The sequence below is a fragment of the Paenibacillus sp. FSL K6-1217 genome, from assembly GCF_045040735.1.
Taxonomy (GTDB): Bacteria; Bacillota; Bacilli; order Paenibacillales; family Paenibacillaceae; genus Paenibacillus_AQ.
This window is the reverse complement of sequence record NZ_CP150271.1, coordinates 3,534,420-3,554,416: the sequence shown is the minus strand read 5'-3', so window position 1 is coordinate 3,554,416 and position 19,997 is coordinate 3,534,420. Positions and strand designations below refer to the sequence as shown.

Annotated in this window: 16 protein-coding genes; 15 read left to right on the top strand and 1 reads right to left on the bottom strand. The window is 54.7% G+C overall.

Translation table 11 applies throughout. The features are described 5' to 3' along the window. The first annotated feature begins 11 nt into the window (after positions 1–11). The 15 genes from MHH28_RS15620 to MHH28_RS15550 all read left to right on the top strand — a co-directional run bounded on the left by MHH28_RS15620 (position 12) and on the right by MHH28_RS15550 (position 19,254). Positions 12–878 carry a carbohydrate ABC transporter permease gene (locus MHH28_RS15620; protein ID WP_405116431.1) on the top strand — a complete coding sequence of 289 codons (867 nt, stop codon included), beginning with the start codon at positions 12–14 and terminating at the stop codon, positions 876–878. Between the two features lie 99 nt (positions 879–977). Next, entirely contained in the window at positions 978–2,567 is a 1,590-nt protein-coding gene (locus MHH28_RS15615; RefSeq protein ID WP_405116429.1) for an extracellular solute-binding protein, read from the top strand. Positions 2,568–2,617: 50 nt separating this feature from the next. After that, on the top strand, positions 2,618–4,234 hold the full coding sequence (locus tag MHH28_RS15610) for a response regulator (RefSeq protein ID WP_405116427.1): 1,617 nt from the start codon (positions 2,618–2,620) through the stop codon (positions 4,232–4,234). Then, entirely contained in the window at positions 4,231–6,006 is a 1,776-nt protein-coding gene (locus tag MHH28_RS15605; RefSeq protein WP_405116424.1) for a sensor histidine kinase, read from the top strand. Before MHH28_RS15610 ends, MHH28_RS15605 begins: the two co-directional genes overlap by 4 nt. Positions 6,007–6,076: 70 nt before the next feature. Next, positions 6,077–7,444, top strand: a complete 1,368-nt coding sequence (locus MHH28_RS15600; protein ID WP_405116422.1) for a hypothetical protein — start codon at positions 6,077–6,079, stop codon at positions 7,442–7,444. Next, entirely contained in the window at positions 7,437–8,597 is a 1,161-nt protein-coding gene (locus MHH28_RS15595; protein ID WP_405116420.1) for a glycoside hydrolase family 88 protein, read from the top strand. The genes MHH28_RS15600 and MHH28_RS15595 overlap by 8 nt, the downstream gene beginning before the upstream one ends. Before the next feature lie 95 nt (positions 8,598–8,692). Beyond that, entirely contained in the window at positions 8,693–9,865 is a 1,173-nt protein-coding gene (locus MHH28_RS15590) for a GntR family transcriptional regulator (protein ID WP_405117128.1), read from the top strand. A gap of 210 nt (positions 9,866–10,075) precedes the next feature. After that, positions 10,076–11,371 (top strand): glycoside hydrolase family 125 protein, encoded by a 1,296-nt coding sequence (locus MHH28_RS15585; RefSeq protein ID WP_405117125.1) that lies wholly within the window; start codon positions 10,076–10,078, stop codon positions 11,369–11,371. A 49-nt stretch (positions 11,372–11,420) separates the two neighbouring features. Beyond that, positions 11,421–12,722 (top strand): ABC transporter substrate-binding protein, encoded by a 1,302-nt coding sequence (locus MHH28_RS15580; RefSeq protein ID WP_405116417.1) that lies wholly within the window; start codon positions 11,421–11,423, stop codon positions 12,720–12,722. A gap of 41 nt (positions 12,723–12,763) precedes the next feature. Continuing rightward, the gene (locus MHH28_RS15575) at positions 12,764–13,651 is read left to right on the top strand and encodes a carbohydrate ABC transporter permease (protein ID WP_405116414.1); all 888 of its coding nucleotides are present in this window, start codon (positions 12,764–12,766) and stop codon (positions 13,649–13,651) included. Positions 13,652–13,684: 33 nt separating this feature from the next. After that, the gene (locus MHH28_RS15570; protein ID WP_405116411.1) at positions 13,685–14,572 is read left to right on the top strand and encodes a carbohydrate ABC transporter permease; all 888 of its coding nucleotides are present in this window, start codon (positions 13,685–13,687) and stop codon (positions 14,570–14,572) included. 40 nt (positions 14,573–14,612) lie between these two features. After that, complete coding sequence (locus MHH28_RS15565) at positions 14,613–15,686, top strand: glycoside hydrolase family 76 protein (RefSeq protein ID WP_405116409.1); 1,074 nt, start codon at positions 14,613–14,615, stop codon at positions 15,684–15,686. Between the two features lie 14 nt (positions 15,687–15,700). Beyond that, complete coding sequence (locus MHH28_RS15560; RefSeq protein ID WP_405116406.1) at positions 15,701–16,759, top strand: glycoside hydrolase family 76 protein; 1,059 nt, start codon at positions 15,701–15,703, stop codon at positions 16,757–16,759. 56 nt (positions 16,760–16,815) lie between these two features. Continuing rightward, positions 16,816–18,381 carry a glycoside hydrolase family 76 protein gene (locus MHH28_RS15555; protein ID WP_405116403.1) on the top strand — a complete coding sequence of 522 codons (1,566 nt, stop codon included), beginning with the start codon at positions 16,816–16,818 and terminating at the stop codon, positions 18,379–18,381. A 534-nt stretch (positions 18,382–18,915) separates the two neighbouring features. Continuing rightward, positions 18,916–19,254 carry a hypothetical protein gene (locus tag MHH28_RS15550; RefSeq protein ID WP_405116401.1) on the top strand — a complete coding sequence of 113 codons (339 nt, stop codon included), beginning with the start codon at positions 18,916–18,918 and terminating at the stop codon, positions 19,252–19,254. Positions 19,255–19,472: 218 nt separating this feature from the next. Here MHH28_RS15550 and hpt read toward each other — a convergent pair whose 3' ends face one another. After that, positions 19,473–19,997: a hypoxanthine phosphoribosyltransferase gene (hpt, locus tag MHH28_RS15545; RefSeq protein WP_405116399.1), complete on the bottom strand. Its 525-nt coding sequence runs from the start codon at positions 19,995–19,997 to the stop codon at positions 19,473–19,475.

Here is a 19,997-nt window from a genome sequence, read left to right as displayed (position 1 = left end):
GTGAAGAAATTATGACAGAAAGCCGCGGCGAAAAGATTTTTTACCGCTTCAATTATGTATTCCTGACGCTTCTGATGATCATTGTCCTGTTCCCTGTACTCTATGTGCTGTCCGCTTCCTTCAGTTCTCCGGATGCGGTGGTGTCGGGCCGGGTGATTCTGTTCCCCGTCGAGCCGACACTGGACGCTTATAAGGCGGTCTTCCGGGAGCCGACCATTTGGCTCGGGTACGCCAATACGCTCTTCTACACTGTCGCAGGTACACTGGTCAGCATGGTACTTACGGTCTGCGGTGCATACAGCTTGTCCAAGCCCAGGCTCAAAGGCCGGAAGGCGATCAATCTGATGATATCCTTCACGCTTGTCTTCAATGCGGGCATTATCCCTATCTATATGAACTTCCGCAGCCTGGACATGCTCGATACGCGGAGTGCAATCATCTTCGGCTTCGCTATTTCGACCTTTAATGTTATTATCCTGCGCACCTTCTTCCAGTCTGTTCCCGAAGAGCTGGAGGAGGCAGCCCGCATTGACGGGGCGAGCGAGGCCACCATTCTGCTGCGGATTATGCTGCCCTTGTCCAAGGCTGCCTTGGCGACAGTTACGCTCTTTTATGCGGTGGGGCGCTGGAACGGATACTTCTGGGCCATGGTGCTGTTGCGCAGTGAGGACAAGGTGCCGCTGCAGGTGCTGCTGAACCGTCTGGTGGTACAGATGAAGCCGAGCGATTCCATGATGGTCACGGACAGCTCCTATCTGATTGCAGAAACGGTCATCTACGCCACGATTGTGGTTGCCGTTCTTCCGATGATGCTCTTCTATCCGTTTATCCAGAAGTATTTCGTACACGGAGTCATGATCGGTTCCATCAAGGGCTGAAGCCAGTAGCGGTGCCGCCTGGGAAGCCTTGACCGGAGGCGTACTTGTTTGCATAGAAAAGGGATAAGATATACTAGATAAAAGGGAGGATTATTGTACATGAAAAAGATGAAAAGCCTGCTGCTTGCATCAGCGCTTATGGCCGTCCTGGTATCAGGCTGCGGAGGCGGCAACGAGGGGGCAGCCCCATCCCCGTCAGCGAATGATTCAGGCACTTCGACTGCCGCCTCTGCTTCACCGGCAGCAAATGTGGAACCGCTAAACCTTAACTTCTATTATTATAGCCAGGCGCTTCAGATTAACGGCGATTTGCCGATTTTTCAGGAAGCGGCCAAGGCTACCGGCGTCACACTGAAGAATGTAGCTCCGACCGGAGGCGACGATGCCCAGGCGTGGAATCTGCTGCTCGCTTCGGGTGAACTGCCTGATATTGTGGCTTACCAGCTGTCCGGACTTAATAATATCGCTGTTCAGGGCGCGCTTGTGCCGCTGGATGATCTGCTGGCCGAGAATGCTCCGAACTTCAAGGCGTTCCTGGACGGGAACAAGGCGGTTAAGAGTGCTATCACTGCCTCAGACGGCAAGATTTATGTCGTGCCGTTCGTGTCTGACGGGGAAGCCCAGGAGGGCTGGTATATCCGTCAGGATTGGCTCGACAAGCTGGGGCTGAAGGCTCCGGCAACGGTTCAGGAGTACTACGAGGTGCTGAAGGCGTTCCGTGAACAGGACCCTAACGGAAACGGCAAGAAGGACGAGGTGCCTTTCTTCTCCCGCAATGCCACTTCAGGCTTCGCTTCCCTGTTTCCGCTGTGGGATGCCTCGCTGTCCTTCAAGCTGAAGGACGGCAAGATCGTATACGGGCCGAACGAGCCGGAGTATAAGACGGCTGCGACCGAGACAGCCAAGTGGTACAAGGAAGGGCTGATTGATAAGGAGATCTTCACCCGCGGCAATACCGCACGTGATATTCTCTTTGCGAATGATACCGGCGGTTCTGTACATGACTGGTTCGCCAGCACCGCCAATTACAACAACAAGCTCCAGCCGACTCTGCCTAATTTCTCGCTGCGTCCTATCGCACCTCCGGCCAGCATCTCCGGCAAGGTATTTGAAGTAACCAAGCGCAATCCGCTGGGCAACGATGCCGGCTGGGCGATTTCAGCGAATGCCAAGGACCCGGCGGCTGTACTGCGTTATATGGACTTCTGGTGGACTGAAGAAGGACGCCGTCTGCATAACTTTGGAATCGAAGGCGAAACGTACACGGTGGTGGACGGCAAGCCGGTATTCACCGAGAAGGTATTGAATGAGCCTGCTGTAGTCGATTATCTGATCAAGACCACGGGTGCCCAGTTGACGATCGGCGGGCATCAGGATTTCGCCTACGAAGAGCAATGGACGAATAAGATCGCTCTGGAAGGCGTGAAAATGTATGTGGACAATAATTACTTTGCCCCGGAGTACCAGGTGCCGCAGCTGAACTTCACCCTGGATGAAGACAAGAAGATTAAGGAGCTGTTCCCGCCGATCGAAACCTATGTGATGGAAACTTCGCAGAAGTGGTTCATGGGCGGAGAGGCATTGGAGGGCAGCTATGACGCATTCGTTCAGCAGCTGAAGCAGTTGAAGCTGGATGAAGTACTGGAAATCTATAATACGGCTTACGCGCGTTATCTGGAACAACAATAATAAGTTCCGCCTCCTCCGGCCGGAGGAGGCTTTTGAAGGAGGAGGCACCTATGATCAAGCGGACATATACCATGGTCGTAATTGATGATATCCGCGCTGTCGTGAACGGGATCTCCCGGGATATGGACTGGAGCGAACTGGGGATAGACATCGTGGGCACGGCATCCAGTGGCGAGGGAGGTCTGGCGCTCGTTAAGAAGAAGCTGCCCGATATCATTGTGACGGATATCCGTATGCCCAGGCTGAGCGGCATTGAGATGATGCGGGAGCTGCGGCCGCAGCTTCCGCAGGCCAAATTTATCTTCATCAGCGGCTATTCCGATTTCGATCATGCGCAGGAAGCGCTTCGTCTGGGCGCCTTCGATTATATCCTCAAGCCCTTCACCCCGAGGCAGCTGGCCGAAGTGGTGAAGAAGGCTGCGGAGGAGCTGGAGAGAGAGCGGCAGCACAGCGAGGAGCTGAGCGACATGCAGCAGAAGCTGCGGGAGAGCATGCCGTTATTGCGCCAGGAATACCTCAGCCTGCTGGTCCGCTTCTCGGCCCAACCGGAGACGCTGCGCAGGCGCTGGGAATTTCTGCAGATGGATATGCAGTCCTCTCCGCTCGCCGTCGTGGTGCTGGAGATTGACCATTTCGTACAGAAGAGCGAGGAGATTCCGGTCAATGATGCGGAGCTGCTGCGGTTTGCCGTGCAGAACATCGTAGAGGAGACTGTGCTCCGGGTGGCCAAGGGAACGCTGTTCCGCGAATCGGTTCACCGCTTCGTGCTCATTATCAACACAGGGGACGGGGCCAGCGCACTGGGAATCGCCGAGGAATGCCGGGAGAACGCCGAGCGTTACTCCAAATGCACGGTCTCGGCAGGCGTAAGCCGGACGGTTCAGGAGCTGGATGAGCTTCCCGTTGCCTATCAGCAGGCGGTAGAGGCACTAACCTACACATTCTATACCGGAGGCAACAGTGTATTCTTCTGGGAGCATATCACGCAGCGCCCCGAGGTGCTTCCGCGTCCTGATGCCGATCTGGAGAAGGAACTGGTCTATGCGCTGCGTTCCGGTAATGCCGGGCAGGCCGAGAAGTTGCTGCTGATGCTGCTGGAAACTGCCGGGAAGACAGAAGCCCTGCCTTCGCCGGACAGTGCGAAGGCGCTCTGTGTAGAGCTTGCCGCATTGATCCGCAATGCGGTGCCTGAACTGGCCAAGAGTCCGGAGCTGACCGAGCTAATGAAGGCATTGACCTCGCCCCGCGCGGTGCTGAGCGATCTGCGCGAATCGCTGAAGCAGCTGTGCAAGCTGAGCTGTGCGCAGGTCCAGTCCCGGCTGCAATTCAGCGCCCAAGAGGCGATTCAGGCGGCTATCCGCTACATTCGTGAGCATCTGCATCTCAATCTGCTGGTCGGCGACTATGCTGCCCATGTTCACCTGAGCACCAGCTATTTCTCCAACCTGTTCAAGAAGGTGACCGGGCTCTCTGTCGGCGCTTTTGTCATCCAGGAGAAGATGGAGCAGGCCAAGCTGCTGTTGGCCGGTGACCGGCCCATCGCCGAAATTGCCGAAAGCCTGGGCTATGAGGAGCGCTCCTATTTCAGCGATGTCTTTAAGAAAACGACCGGCATGACGCCCACGGAATTCCGGGCGGCCTATGGGCCCAGGCAGGGCAACGGATGAGAAAGCAGATTTTGCGGACATTCCTGCACAATTCCACCTTCAAGACCAGGCTCTGGATCGGCATAGTGTCCATCGTGATTCTGGCGATCTGGGTTACAGGCGTCTCCTCACAATACCTGGCTTCGCGGCTTCTGGAGCGCAAGACGGCAGAGCTCAGCCAGATGATGATCGGTAAATCGGCCCAGGCTCTGGAGGAGAAGCTGCGCAAGGTCCGGCTGTCGGTCCTGACCTTTATGATGAGTCCGCCCTTCGAGGATATTCTCCGCGCCTCGCCGGGAACAGAGGCCAGCTACTACTCTTATTTCGCGCTGAACAATGCGCTGCAGGTGCCCCTGGTCCAGATGCAGCTAATCGAGCCATCCATTGATTCGGTGCTTGTGTCCACGCCCATTGGTGAATTCTATTCTGTCACCGGGGCGAAGCGGACGAATCTGGATTTCGCAGACACTCCGCTAAGCCGGATTATGCAGGAGAAGACGCTGCCGCTGTGGGTTCCGGCCCACCGTGACGGGCTGTTTGAGAACAGCGGCCGTGTCCTCAGCCTGCTGATTGAGCCGATCTCGGCCTATCGGGGAACCGATGTGCAGGTGGTCGTCAATGTGCGGGAGTCTGCCATCAAGGAATATGCCGAGACGAATGTGGTCGGCGACAGCGGAAGCATTGCAGTCATTGACGCAGCAGGTAATCCGGTGATGGATGAGCATTCCCGCTTCGTAGCCCCGATGCGGGAAGCGGCCTTCCAGAGCGAGGTTAACGCGGGGCGCAATCATTTTGAATACAGGTTCCAAGGGAAGGAATATCTGGTCAATTGGGCCAAGGTGACCTTTCCCGATAATTGGATGATCTTCTACTTCCAGCCCAAGGCTGTGCTGCTGAAGGATATCCGTTACATGTGGTGGGCCACCCTTGTTATCGTTCTCGCGCTCATTCCGCTGGCACTGATTCTGTCGAAGTGGATGACCGGCCTGCTGATCCGCCCTCTCTATCGGCTGCAGCGTCTGATGTCCCGAGCCGGTGACAATGATCTCTCCGTGCGCTTCTCCAGCGATTACAGGGATGAGGTGGCACAGGTGGGCGAACGCTTCAACATCATGCTGGTCAAAATTGAGCAGCTCATCCAGAACGTCACTGAGGCGGAGAAGCAGAAGCGCGTATCTGAGGTCAAGGCGCTACAGGCGCAGATTGATCCTCATTTTCTCTACAACACCCTGAATACGATTCTCTGGAAATCAGAATCCCGCAAGCAGGAGGATGTGAAGGAGATGATTGTCTCCCTGTCCCAACTGTTCCGGCTTGGGCTTAATAACGGCCATGATCTGACAACCGTAGCCAAGGAGGTAGATCATGTCACCCGTTACTTAAGCCTGCAGCAGCAGTGCTACGAGGAGCTGTTCACCTATGAGATTACGGTGGAGGAGGGGCTGGACGAGCAGCCGCTGCTAAAAATCCTGCTCCAGCCCCTGGTGGAGAACTCGATTCTCCACGGATTCAGGAGTGAAGGCCATACCGGACGGATCATCATCCGCGTGTACCGGGAAGAGACCTTCATCGTCTGTAAGGTGGAGGACAACGGGGAAGGCTTCGACAAGGAGCGGGTGGAAGCCGGACTTGTCGAAGCAGGCAGGCAGGAGCATGGCGGCTACGCTTTGCGGAATGTCTACACCCGGCTGCGCCTGCACTATGGGGACAAAGCTGTAATGGAGCTGGAGAGTGAGCCCTACAAGCTTACCGCCGTAACCCTCCGGTTTCCGGGAGAGTATGAAGATAACTAGGGCAGCGGTGGAGAAGCAGCTCCGGGCAGGGTCCGGCAGGAACAAACTATGAATATCTGGAGGGATTGTGTTGAAACCGGAACGACTTATTTATACCTTCGTCAGCTACGCTGCCCATTATGATGCAGACTGGGGCAAGGGTGTCGCCCTTGACGGGATTGAGCGGACTGCGGAGCTTGCGCATAAATATGCGATTCCCGTAACCTGGATCGTCAACCGGGGCTCGATTCCGGTCCTGCGGGAACGGATCGGGGAATGGCATACGGCCTACGGCGATGATGTCATTCTGCAATGCCCTTTCTTTGAAGAGGAGGCCGGCTCCTCCAAGGAGGTGCTGAAGCGGCGGCTGGAAGAAGATTGGTCGCTGCTGCAGGAGGCCTTCCCATGGGCCGCCACCAAGGTGGCCGCAAGGGGAAAGATTTACAATGAAGTGATTGAAGTGCTGGAGGAACTGGATTTTGAAGGCATGTGGGGATATTGCTATGAGCAGTTCTGGTGGGATGGCATCACCCATAAGGGCATTCCCTGGGGGTCCTGGTATGTGAACAGCAGGAGCTTCAAGGTGCCGCATTCCGGCCGGGGCCAGGTGGTGGCCTGTGAATGGACCGCCCGTGACCTGCATGCCACCTACCATACCGGCAGCCCAGTCATCTATTCCACGGACCCCAACGATGTACTGCGCGCCGGTCTGTGTACGGGAGAGAATATCGACTATTGGAAGCATCTGTTCGATGAATATTTGTTCAATACGGATCATAACGGGCAGATGTTTTTCCTCCAGCAGCAGGAAGGCCATGAGATGGAGTTCACAGACCGGTTCACTGTATTCCCGGCTTCCCATGTCGAGGAATGCGCGGGAATGCTGGATCTCTTTTTCAAATATATTACCAGCTATCCTATTACCTTAACGACTTTACCCCATGCTGTACGCCTGTATAAAGAGCAGAATGAATACACGGCACCGTCCTATATGCTGACCCATGATTATCCGGTACGGCCGGAGGTTAACGAATACACCATGACTCTGGGCGGAGTGGGCTTCGGCCCTTGGCCGGAAACCTTTCTATACTATGATAAAGAGTGCCAGCTGTCCTTCGTGGAGGGAGAATGCAGGCCCCGCCTGCTGCGCAATTACATCGGCAAGCTGAACATGAACGATGATTTCACAGAAGCTGTTCCGCCGGTATTCGTGACGAAGTATCTGAAGACAGATACGGTGATTGAGCTTGAATATGAGATTGGGAGCAGCAGCGCTGTTCCGTTCGGGTTAGTGTACTGGGATGATCTGGCGGGCTATGAAGTCAGCGCATGTTCAGGCGGTGCTGAAGTTAAGCTGATTAAGGATAAGCTTGCCTTCCTCAGATTCAATCTGACCGGCGGCCGGCAGACAATCGGACTTACACTCCGCTTAAAAAGGAGGCTGGAAGGCCATGCATAAAGTACTGTGTGAACTTAAGGAGGATGAGCGGCTGTTCTTCGAACAGGCCTTGAAGTTTGCGGTAGGTAAAATTGAGCCGAATCTGCCCGTATATACGGAGCTGTTTCCGGCGTCGGCCAGCCAAGACCTGGTCTATCCTGCCATAGAGAATACGGACTGGACGGCCAGCTTCTGGACCGGCATGGTCTGGCTGGCGTATGAATGGACCGGAGACAGCAGGTACCGGGAAGCGGCAGAAGAGCAGCTGGACAGCTTCCGGAGGCGGGTGGAGGAGCGGATCGCGGTGGATACGCATGATCTGGGATTTCTCTACAGCCTCTCGGCGGTTGCTGCTCACCGGATTACCGGCAATTTGGCGGCGCGGGGGATGGCGCTGGAAGCGGCCGGACTGCTGGCGGACCGTTACTTTCCCGAGGCTGGAATCATTCAGGCCTGGGGAGATCTGAATGACCCGGCGCAGCGCGGCCGGATGATTATTGACTGCCTGCTGAATCTTCCGCTGCTCCACTGGGCTGCTGAAGAGACCGGGGACAGCGCCCTGGCATCCATAGCCCACCGACACGCCCGGCAATCAGCCCGCTATCTGGTCCGTCCAGACCATACCTCCTATCACACCTATTACATGGACGCGGAAACAGGCAAGCCGCTGTACGGCAACACACATCAGGGGTATGCCGATGATTCCTGCTGGGCAAGAGGGCAGGCCTGGGGCATATACGGCTTCGCGCTTGCCTATGCGCATACGGGCGATTCATCGCTGCTTGACGCCTCCAGGCAGCTGGCCGACTATTTCCTGTCCAAACTTCCGGCAGACGGCATTGTCTATTGGGATCTGATATTTACGGACGGCGACGGCCAGGAGAAGGACAGCTCGGCTGCTGCTATTGCTGTCTGCGGGCTTCTGGAGCTGTTCCGGCAATTACCGGCTGACGATCCGGGTGCAGCCGGATACAGAGAAGCTGCCCTGGAGATGCTGGCTGTACTTGCTGAGCGGTACACAACGAAGGAGCATCCTCATTCCAACGGAATTCTGTTGCATGGTGTCTATAATAAACCACGGGGTTGGGGGATTGACGAATGCACCCTCTGGGGGGATTACTTCTACTGTGAAGCTTTGATGCGGGTGCTTGGAGAGTGGCGGCGTTATTGGTAGGCAAGTTCTGGTGACCCGGATCGACAATTCATATATATCATGATATATTATTATGTATGATACCGAAAAATGAACGTCAGGGGACCAAGAACGTCATGACTGAATCCACCTCTTCCAAGCCGATGTATGAGAAGATCTTTGATGAAGTGAAGGAGAGCATCCTAACGCAGGCTTACAAACCCGGAGAGCGGGTTCCTTCCGAGAAAGAGCTGGCTGAAACCTATAATGTCAGCCGCATAACCAGCAAAAAAGCCCTTGAGATGCTTGCCGCCGAACGGCTGATTGTCCGCAAGCCCGGCCGCGGCTCGTTCGTAGCAGACGCTTCCACGGAGCAGCCTGACATGGGAATGAGCCTCACAAGTCCGGCTGCCATAAATATTCATTCCGATGCTAAGACCGTCGGCCTGATCATCACCGACTTTGGCAACAGCTACGGGACGGGGCTGATCTACGGGATGGAGCAGGCTTCACGCGATAATGACTGCTTCCTGGTGCTGCGGAGAACCTTCGGTATTCCGGAGAATGAAGAGCAGGCGATTCAGAAGCTGCTGAATCTCGGTGTGGACGGTTTGATTATTTTCCCGGCCCAGGGCGAGTATTTCAATGCGGAAATTCTGAAGCTGGTCATCAGACGTTTTCCGCTCGTGCTGGTAGACAGACATTTAAAAGGAGTGGCTGCGGCATCCATCAGCTCCGATAATTTGCAGGCAGCCCTTGAAGCGACGGAGTATTTATTTGACCTCGGGCACACGCATATTTCGTTTCTGTCTCCGCCTCCTGTGGATACCACTGCGGTGGAGGACCGGATTGAGGGCTTCATTCAGGCCCATGCCCAGCGGGGGATCATGGTTGACAAGGAGCTGTGGGTCAGCGATTTAACCTCCACGCTGCCGAAGCTTTTTAATGCGGATAATATTGAACGGGACATCGCCCGGCTGGTGGCCCATCTGCAGAGTCATCCGTCCATCACGGCGTTGTTTGCCATTGAATATAATATTGCGCTGCTCGCGAAGACTGCGGTGGAACGCCTGGGACTGCGTATACCTGAGGATATCTCCATAATATGCTTCGACAGTCCGCCGACACATCTGGGAGGCGGGTATGCCTTCACCCATATGCGCCAGAATGAAGAGGAGATGGGCCGGATTGCCCTGGAGAATGTGCTTAGCATTATGAACGGGCAAGCCGTCCCCAATAAGGTGATGCTGGATGCAGAGCTGGTTCCCGGGAATTCGACCGCTCCTGTCCGTCCCAACAAGCTGCTGTAACCCGAAAGCCCATTCAGCCGGATGGGTTTTTTTGGTGCGTTCAAGTAGACACGTGTCCGGTTCACCGGTGAACCTAGCAGTCTAGTCCATATCAGGTGCATTTCATATATTAATATATTATTATCTAAAAATACATATTGACATATCATTTGTATACCAATATACTCATTTGTGAAAGCGCTTCATTCAATAAAAAGGAGGTCATTCCCACTGAAAGCGATCTTAGACACACCTGATTCTCTGCGAAAGCTGGCTGACCGTGTACGTGAGACAATACCGGAGCATCCGCACTGGGCTGACATGTTCGAACAGTGCATGCTCAACACCTGGAATACCACGATAAAACGCAATCCGGATGGAACAACTTTTGTCATCACCGGTGATATTCCGGCCATGTGGCTGCGGGATTCCACCGCACAAGTCCGTCCCTTCCTGATTCCCGCCTCCGGAGATGAAGAAATGGCCGGCATGATTGAAGGGCTTATCGGGCAGCAATTTGCCTATATTGCCCTTGATCCCTATGCGAATGCATTCAACCGGGAAGCGAATGGACGGGGTCATCAGGAAGACAAGACGGTGATGAACCCGTGGATTTGGGAACGGAAATACGAAATAGACTCCCTTTGTTATCCTATTCAGCTTAGCTATCTGCTGTGGAAAAACACCGGGCGGGTCACGCAGTTCAATTCAGCTTTTGAAGCCGGAGTCTGGCAGATTATTAACTTGTGGATCAAGGAGCAGAATCATGAGAGCGGTTCCGATTATGTTTTTGAACGCGTGAACTGCGCGCCGACCGACACGCTTGTCCGCGGGGGCAAAGGGTCTTTGACCGCCTATACCGGCATGACCTGGTCAGGCTTTCGTCCGAGCGATGATGCCTGCGAATACGGTTACCTGGTTCCTGCCAACATGTTCGCGGTCGTGGTCCTGCGGTACGTCAGCGAAATTGCCTCTGAAGTGCTTGGCAACCTGGAGCTTGCACGGGCGGCGGAAGATTTGGCTGAGCAGATTGAAGGCGGAATCCGGCGGCACGGCGTTGTGCAGCATCCTGAATACGGGAAGGTCTACGCCTATGAAACCGACGGCCTGGGAGGCGTGAACCTGATGGATGACGCCAATGTGCCCAGCCTGCTGTCCATTCCTTACCTGGGCTATGTCTCTGCTGATGATCCGGTGTATCTGAATACCCGCAGGCTGATTCTAAGCAAGACTAATCCCTATTTCTATGAAGGCAAGGCCGCAGCGGGTATTGGCAGTCCGCATACCCCTCCGCGTCATATATGGCCAATCTCCCTGGCGGTTCAGGGAATGACCTCTGAGACAAGGCAGGAGCAGGATGCTCTGCTTGGGCTGCTGGAACAGACGGATGCCGGGACCGGATTGATGCATGAGTCTTTTCATGCGGATGATCCGGAGGTGTATACCAGACCCTGGTTTTCTTGGGCCAATATGATGTTCTGCGAGCTGCTGCTTATGCGCTGCGGAATTGAGGTGAAGCGAGGCTGAGCAGTCCGGGCTTTCGATAACAGACAATACAAATTAAGGGGATGCTGCAATGAAAAAAGGATGGGTTACGGTACTCTCATTGATGATGGCTGGTGTTCTGGCGACGGGCTGCAGCGGCAATTCGGGAAAAGAAGGCGCTGCGAATGACGGCAAAGCCGGAAGCGGCAATAGCGGAAAGAAGACAGAGCTCACATTCTGGGGCGACTGGGGCGGTGAAGGCCAAAAGCAGTTCGAGACCATGGTGGATGCCTTCAATAAATCCCAAGATAAGATTCATGTCAAATATGTGCTGCAGCAGGATATGATCACCAAATTCCTGACTGCGGCCACCAATGGCGGCGCTCCCGATGTGCTGTTCTGGGACCGCTGGCGGACCTCGCTGTATGCTCCCAAGAACGTGCTGCATCCGGTGGATGAGTACTTAACGCGTGACGGCATTTCCAAGGATGATTTCTACAGCGAGTCCTTGACCGAGCTCTCCCATGACAATAAGTTATACGGGCTTCCGCTGACCGTTGATGCACGGGCCTTATTCTACAATAAGAAACTGCTGGCAGAAGCAGGACTTCAGCCTCCGACTACCTGGGATGAACTGGAGCAGGCTGCTGCCAAGCTGACCAAGTGGAACGGCGACAAGCTGGAAGTGGCAGGCTTCTCCATGGGCGACCTCGGCCTGTTCAATATGTATCTCCAGCAGGCGGGCGGACAGATGCTTACAGAGGACGGCACAACTAATTTCAATAATGAGCAGGGCAAGCAGGTGCTGGAATTCTGGGACCGTCTGATGAACAAAGACAAGGTGTATAAGGTTGGTTTTGAGCTGGGGCTTGGCGAAGGGCAGGATGCCTTCGTTACAGGCAAGGTCGCCATGCTCTATTCCGGGCCCTGGATGCTCAGTACCTATAACAAATACGGCAAAGATCTTGAATATGGCATTGTACCGCCTCCCGCCGGACCAAAGGGCGACAAGGGCAGCGTGATGGGCGGCTTCGGACTCGTTATTCCAGAGGGCTCCAAGCATCATGATGAGGCATGGGAATTCATTAAATGGTGGACAGCGAACAAGGATAATGCCTTGCTGTGGGCCAAGACCAGCCTGAATCTTCCGGGCTTCAAGCCTTCGATGGAAGATCCGTTTTTCCAGGATGACCCACAGTGGAAGCCGTTTCTGGATACGCTGGAATTTGCCAAAATCCGTCCAACACATCCCGGTTATTCCGTGATGGAGACCGATGCGCTTGCGCCTAATCTTCAGCTGAACCAGCAGAACAAGCAGAGCATTGAAGACACGCTGAAGAAGGCTCAGGAACAAGGCGACAAGATGCTGAAGGACAACGCGGTTGTGAAGTAGTCTGCCCTGGAAGCTTGCCGGATGAGGAGAGGGGGAGTTGTATGGCTTCCATGAGAAAAGTGGAACGGCACGAAGCCCGGACTGCTTATGTATTCATTACGCCTACGGTGCTGCTGTTCACTGTGTTTACAGTTATCCCTGTAGTGATGGCTCTGTATTTAAGCTTCACCAACTATGATGTGCTTAGCCAAAATGACTGGGTCGGCCTGGACAACTACCGCCGCCTGATTGAAGACAGTCTGCTGTGGAAGACGTTCAAGAATGTGTTCCTGTACTCCGTTATTTTTGTTCCGCTCAATATTATTATTTCCCTGCTGCTGTCGATGCTGCTGAGCAGGGCGTGGCGGGGAGTCAAGCTGTTCCGCACCTTCTATTATCTGCCCACGCTGACATCGGCGGTAGCGGCGGCGACGGTATGGATCTGGCTGCTGCATCCGGAATTCGGCCTGGTGAACGGCTTATTGTCCTATGTGGGCATTACCGGCCCTGCCTGGCTGTCCGAGACCAGTACGGCCATGCTGTCCATTGTAATGCTCACTCTCTGGCAATCGGTCGGCTCCAATATGATTATTTATCTGGCCGGTCTGCAGGGGGTCCCGGATTATCTCTATGAATCGGCACGGCTGGACGGGGCGAACAAATGGGCCAGCTTCCGCTTCATCACTTGGCCGCAGCTGCGGCCAACAACCTTCCTGGTCAGTACGATGGCAATTATCGGTGCGCTGCAGCTGTTCGACCAGGCGTTTGTGCTAACGCAGGGCGGTCCGGCCAATGTGACCAAGACCCCGGTCTATCTAATCTATCAGCAGGGCTTCAACCAGCTGCAGATGGGCTATGCTTCGGCGCAGGCCTTTGTGCTTGCTGTCGCCATTCTTATTTTCTCGCTGATTAATATGCGGGTCTCCAAAGCGGAAGAGTCGATCATTTAGGGGCAGCTTGTCCAGGAAAGGGAGGTTCACAGGATGGGTGTTACAGGCGGCTCAGCCTTGAAGCAGGGCTTGAACAAGCTCATTTTTTACATGGTATGTATCCTGATAGCAGTTGTTATGTTTCTGCCATTCTACTGGAGTTTGCTGACCTCGCTCAAGCCGGATGATGAGATTTTTGCGATGCCGATCCAATGGTTTCCGCAGCATTTAACCTTTGAGCATTACCGCAAAGCCTTTTCAACGGTGCCGTTTGCTTTATTCTTCTGGAATTCGCTGGTGCTTGCCGTGTCGGGCGTTCTGGCTAACCTGTTTTTTGGATCGCTCAGCGGTTATGCCTTTGCGAAGCTGAGATTCCGGCTGAACAAGCCGGTGTTCCGCGTGCTGCTGGCGGCAATGATGATTCCCGGCATTGTGACCATGATTCCGACAGTGTATGTGATGCGCCATATCCCGTTTGCTGGGGGCAATGATCTTTTTGGCGGGGGCGGCAACGGGCTGATGAACTCGTTCTGGGGCATCATTCTTCCCGGGGCCTCCGGGAGCTTCGCGGTGTTCTTTATGCGGCAATTTTTTCTGACGCTCCCCAGTGACATGCTGGAGATGGCCCGGATTGAGGGCTGCGGAGAATTTAAAATTTTTTGGCGGATTTATCTGCCGCTTACCCGTCCGGCGCTGGCGACCTTGAGTATTTTCACCTTCCAGGCGGGCTGGAACAGCTTCTTATGGCCGATGATCGTGCTGAATGATCCGGATAAGGCAACGATTCAGATGGGCCTGCAGGCATTTTCTTATAACTTCCAGACGGACTACGGGCCGATGATGGCCGGGGCGCTGGTGGCCATTCTGCCGATACTGGTGCTGTTCCTGGCACTGCAGCGTTATTTTGTACAGGGAATTGCCTTCAGCGGCATTAAAGGCTGAGCCCTCTGCGGGAGGCAAATCATAGACGGGGAGAGAGCATATGAAGCAAATAGAGCTTGAACAATGGGCGGAACGGGCGGACTCGGCGCAGGAAGCGCTGGATATATTCTTCTGGAACGAAGCTATCGGAATGTATGACATTGAGACACCATGTCTGGAAGACGAAGATAATGAGGTCTTTCATTACTGGTGGATGGCTCATGCCGTGGATGTGCTGGTGGATGGTCTGCAGCGCACGGGGGCTGACAAATACCGTAAACGGCTAGCCGCGCTGCATGCGGGACTGCTCCGCCGCAACGGCGGAGTATGGCCCAATGAGCTGTACGACGACATGGAGTGGATGGCCCTGGCCTGGCTTCGCGCTTATCAGGCAACAGGAGAGGAGCTGTACAAAGAGACAGTCCTGATCCTCTGGACGGATATCAGAACCGGCTGGAACAGCCATTCCGGGGGCGGCATCGCCTGGCAGAAATCGCAGCTCGATTACAAGAACACCCCGGCCAATGCACCGGCTGCCATCCTGGCCGCCCGGCTGTATCAGGCTTTCGGAGATCCGCAGGACCTGGAGTGGGCGCATACGCTATATAACTGGCAGCAATCCCGTCTGGTGGACCCGGACACGGGCTTCGTCTGGGATGGGATGAACCGTACCGGTGACGGCGGGATCGATAAGGATTGGAAATATACGTACAATCAAGGGGTTTATATCGGTGCGGCTATCGAGCTGTACCGGATTACCGGGAGCCGTGACTATCTGGAGGAGGCCCGGCGCACGTTCGGCGCAGCGGTCAAGGAGCTGGCTGGCCCGCATTCCGGCATACTCCCGGATGAGGGCGGCGGCGATGCCGGTCTCTTCAAGGGCATTCTGGTCCGCTATACGGCAGAACTGGCACAAGCCGATCCGGGAGACGGAGCCGCCGCGGCCTTCCTGCGCAGCAACGCAGAGAGGCTGTGGGACCAGGGGAAGCCGGCAGACCGGGTACTGTTCGGACCCGATTGGACTACGGTGCCTTCGGGCGTAGTGCAATTGAGCACCCAGCTGAGCGGCATCAAGCTGCTGGAGCGGATGGCTGTGCTGGCGGGCAGCCGAAGGCTCAAGCCTCATTTTAAATAGGAGGAGCTGGCTTTATGGATCATTCTAACGGGACATCACCGGCAGAGAACTGGGCAGCGCGTGCGGACTGGCTCCAGGACTCCCTGTGGCAGCATTACCATAATGAGGACAGCGGAATTATGAACCAATGGTATCCGCGGGAATACAGCAGGACAGGCGACAATTTCTACTACTGGTGGCAGGCTCATGTCATTGATATTCTGACCGATGCTTACGAACGGACACGGGATTCCAGGTATGCCGAGCGCATCCTTAGCCTGAGCCGCAGCTTGCACGCCTATAACGGCGGGACATTCACGCATAATTATTATGATGATATGGAATGGACTGCCCTTGCGCTGCTGCGGGCCTATCATGCTACCGGAGAAGCGGAATATCTGAGTGCTGTGCTTGAATTATGGTCGGATATTCAGACAGCCTGGAATGAGCACTTCGGGGGAGGTATGGCCTGGAAAAAAGATCAGCTGGATTATAAGAACACACCGGCGAATGCCCCGGCCGCTATTCTGGCCGCCCGCCTATACTCGCTGCTTGGGCATGAGGAGGATCTGAACTGGGCGATCCGTATTTACCGCTGGAACCAGGCGAATCTGGTGGACCCGGACACCGGGTTCGTATGGGATGGAATCAACCGGCTGGGGGATGGGCGGATTGATTACGACTGGGAATTTACTTACTGCCAGGGAGTATTCATAGGAGCGGGAGTCGAGCTGTGCCGTGTCACCGGCGATCCCGCCTATGCCGCAGATGCCCGCCGGACCGCTGAGGCCTGCTTCGACCGTCTATGTCGCAGCGAATCTCTGCTGCTGCCGGATGAAGGGATTGACGATACCGGATTGTTTAAGGGGATTCTGATCCGCTATCTGGTACAGCTGGAGCAGCATTTCCCCGGAAATGACCGGGTCCGTGAAGTCATATTGGCCAATGCCCGTACGCTGTGGGCACAAGGGCTGGACCGGACGCTGGGACTGTGCGGACCCTCCTGGGAGCAAGCTCCCGGGCTGCCGGTACAGCTCAGTGTACAGCTCAGCGGTCTGATGCTGCTTGAGGGAGCCGCCAAGCTTAACCAGTAGTCCATTGCCGCCTGACGGTTATGGACTGGATGTACAAATGAAGGGGGTATTTGGAAATGTTCACCTGGAAGAAAATAAGAACGGCCGCGGTTCTCTGTCTGTTGTCCCTGTCTCTGTCTGTGCCGGCTCCCGGTGCGGGAAGTACAGCAGAGGCTTTCACCGTCTCCAATGCTGATGCTGCCATGAACTCATTTGTGCAGGTATTCTATGATTCCTCCGCCAAATACTTCTATACTAACAGCGATCATCAGATTCATTCCGAGCATGCCCATGGACCGGATGGGGGGCTCTACACCGATTTTTGGTGGGAAGCACAGCTCTGGGAGACTGTGATGGATGCCTATGAACGCACGAACAGCACTGTCTACCGCACGATGATTGATGAGATCTACACCGGATTTAACGCCAAATACCCGGATATGATGACGAATCCGTTCAACGATGATCTGGGCTGGTGGGCGCTGGCCTGCGCAAGAGCCTATGAGCTGACGGGAACCACGGAGTATCTGAATCGTGCCAGCTTCCTGTTTGGCCAAATCTACAACGAATGGGACACCGGCGCGTACGGCGGGGGAATCTGGTGGAGAAGGGACGCGCATGTGCCGGGCCAGGCCAATGCCCAGAAGAATATGGCGACGAATGCTCCGATGGTCATGACCGCAGTTAAGCTGTATAGTGCCTACAATGATCCTGCGTATCTGACCAAGGCTACTCAAATCTATAACTGGACCAAGTCTACCCTGGTTAGTGGCAGCAAAATCAATGATCATATTGAAGGGGCAGGCAGCGGTATCGTTAAGGATTGGGATTTCACTTATAATTACGGAACGTTCCTGGGTGCGGCTGTATCCCTGTATCAGGCTACCGGAACTGCCGCCTATCTTACGGATGCCAATAATGCCGCCGGGTATGCCGTTAATAAAATGGTCTCAGCCCAGACGCTGCTTTATGAAGGGGAGAATGATGCTGCAGGCTTCAAAATGATTTTCGCCCGCAATCTGAACCGTCTTCGTACACTGGGCGGACAGCCGCAATACTTGAGCTTCCTCCAGCAGAATGCAACGCAGGCCTGGAATCACCGCCGCGTAAGCGATGGAATCATCGGCAGCGACTGGCTGCGTAATACGGGCGCTTCCTATGTACAGAGTCTGGCCGCTGCTGCGGGCGCTTCCATTCTGCAGTTCGTTCCCGCTGATGGCTACACCGGATACATTGCAGGCAATGGAGCCTACGAAGCAGAGAATGCAGCGCGGACGCTGGTGAACGGCGGCGGCATGATCAATGAGAGCAGCAATGCCGGATTCACAGGAAGAGGGTATGTCGGGGGATGGAACACAAGCGGCACCTCCATTGATTTCTATGTCAACCAGAATACAGCCGGAACCCGGACCGTGACCTTCCGCTATGCGGCTGCGGCCGGTAATGCTTCCCGCTTCGTAAAAGTGAACGGCGTGGTCACCGCCTCCAATCTGGTGTTCAATTCCACCTCCAGCTGGAGCACCTACGGAACGGTATCCGTCGCGGTACCGCTGAACGCAGGCTCCAACACCATTCAATTGGGGTATAACAGCGCACTCGGCAATACGAACTATCTTAATGTTGATCTGCTGAGCGGGCTTTGAGAGCAAAACTTATGTTGTTGAGTGATAACGGGGTGTGAAAACAGCAATGGCACGCTGGAGTTTCTGGGTCCAGAGGTAATATTGCAACACAAGGAGCTGTCCCAAAAGCCATGAAATGGCTGCTTGGGACAGCTCTTTATTGAAAGATAAGAATGTATATGCTTCGCGCTATAATTATCCTTATCTTTCTCGCTGAAACGGTACCGTCCTTACAAAGGACGGCAATGCCGTTTCCACTTGCGGAATAGGATCAACGTGAGCACTTAGATGGACGCTCCGCAAACGGACCGTTGTTCCAATCGCAGTTGTGTCCAGATTTTATATATTCCCCTTAGCGGTGAAAATCCGGACACAAAGGCGACCGCTGCCGCTTTTCCACAATCGTTCCGTCCGCTCCGCTGTTTGAGCGGGAAATGGCTCGTCCATTCTTAAAAATAACCAGTTAGACGATGCTATCTTTGACGCGGCTTACCCCGGTGGTGGCCGTGACATCTACCACCCCAAAATGCTCACCAAAGTTTTCGCTTCGAACGGATGAAAGAGGTTCTGGAAACGATCTTTACCGCCATCCTTCAGTTTCTAGCGAACGAACATTACATTTCTCTGGAACATTACTTTGTGGACGGAACCAAAATCGAGGCCAATGCTAACATGAGAGCAAGGGGCTTCCGGCGCTTTCTATTTCGCGGCTTGGAAAAAGTGACGCTGGAGGTCGGCTGGCTTTCGCTCGCCCACAACCTGCTGAAGCAAGCAGCGAACACCAGAAACGCAAAGAAGCGATCCTCCAATAACGGAGCTACCCCCTTCAAGTGCCATTCCCAGATGAAGATGGGGGTTGTTCATTGCGGTGTTTGGCAAGGTGTAACGGACTGAGGCGCGCTTATTCCAGAGGAAAGCCACCATCTGGGCAAAGTAACGGACCCGATGGAGCTTATTCTTGGAATTTCTACTCTTAAACATCTCGTAGAGAGACGATAGGCTCCACTCCGTCCGTTAAACCTCAAAAAGGGGCGTTTTCCTGGGAATAGGGTCTCTCAGGTCCGTTAGAGCCCGCTCATCGCGCCCACTCCAACTTTTTAAATCTGACCCTGTTAGTCCCCGGTCTCCACAATCCAGACCTCCGGCAGATTGCGGTACTGCTCGGCGTAGTCCAGGCCATAGCCGACAACGAACTCATCGGGGATATCGATTCCGCTGTAATCGATGGGAACTTCGACCAGGCGGCGCGAGGGCTTGCTGAGGATGGTGCAGATGCGTACGCTTGCGGCTTCACGCAAGGCGAACAGCTCCTTCAGATGCTGAAGCGTCAGCCCGGTGTCGATCAGATCCTCCACGAGCAGGACATGCTTGCCGCGGATATCCATGTCGATATCCTTCTTGATCGTGATGACACCGGAGGAGGTGGAGCTTGCACCGTAGCTGGACACCGACATATAGTCGATGCCGACCGGGAAGGTGATTTCGCGCATCAGATCGGACATAAATACGGCACCACCCTTAAGGATGCCGATGAGTACCAGCTCCTTGCCTGCATAGTCACGCGATATTTCAGCACCCAATTCCTGTACTCGCTGCTGTAACTGGTCCTTGCTGACCAGAACTTTGGTAATTTGCAT

What these genes read in the sequence shown, in the direction of transcription:
- MHH28_RS15620 (WP_405116431.1), top strand. Translation starts at nt 12, where the DNA reads ATGACAGAAAGCCGCGGCGAAAAGATTTTTTACCGCTTCAATTATGTA.
- MHH28_RS15615 (WP_405116429.1), top strand. Translation starts at nt 978, where the DNA reads ATGAAAAAGATGAAAAGCCTGCTGCTTGCATCAGCGCTTATGGCCGTC.
- MHH28_RS15610 (WP_405116427.1), top strand. Translation starts at nt 2,618, where the DNA reads ATGATCAAGCGGACATATACCATGGTCGTAATTGATGATATCCGCGCT.
- MHH28_RS15605 (WP_405116424.1), top strand. Translation starts at nt 4,231, where the DNA reads ATGAGAAAGCAGATTTTGCGGACATTCCTGCACAATTCCACCTTCAAG.
- MHH28_RS15595 (WP_405116420.1), top strand. Translation starts at nt 7,437, where the DNA reads ATGCATAAAGTACTGTGTGAACTTAAGGAGGATGAGCGGCTGTTCTTC.
- MHH28_RS15590 (WP_405117128.1), top strand. Translation starts at nt 8,693, where the DNA reads ATGACTGAATCCACCTCTTCCAAGCCGATGTATGAGAAGATCTTTGAT.
- MHH28_RS15580 (WP_405116417.1), top strand. Translation starts at nt 11,421, where the DNA reads ATGAAAAAAGGATGGGTTACGGTACTCTCATTGATGATGGCTGGTGTT.
- MHH28_RS15575 (WP_405116414.1), top strand. Translation starts at nt 12,764, where the DNA reads ATGGCTTCCATGAGAAAAGTGGAACGGCACGAAGCCCGGACTGCTTAT.
- MHH28_RS15570 (WP_405116411.1), top strand. Translation starts at nt 13,685, where the DNA reads ATGGGTGTTACAGGCGGCTCAGCCTTGAAGCAGGGCTTGAACAAGCTC.
- MHH28_RS15565 (WP_405116409.1), top strand. Translation starts at nt 14,613, where the DNA reads ATGAAGCAAATAGAGCTTGAACAATGGGCGGAACGGGCGGACTCGGCG.
- MHH28_RS15560 (WP_405116406.1), top strand. Translation starts at nt 15,701, where the DNA reads ATGGATCATTCTAACGGGACATCACCGGCAGAGAACTGGGCAGCGCGT.
- MHH28_RS15555 (WP_405116403.1), top strand. Translation starts at nt 16,816, where the DNA reads ATGTTCACCTGGAAGAAAATAAGAACGGCCGCGGTTCTCTGTCTGTTG.
- MHH28_RS15550 (WP_405116401.1), top strand. Translation starts at nt 18,916, where the DNA reads ATGAAAGAGGTTCTGGAAACGATCTTTACCGCCATCCTTCAGTTTCTA.
- hpt (WP_405116399.1), bottom strand. Translation starts at nt 19,997, where the DNA reads ATGCAAATTACCAAAGTTCTGGTCAGCAAGGACCAGTTACAGCAGCGA.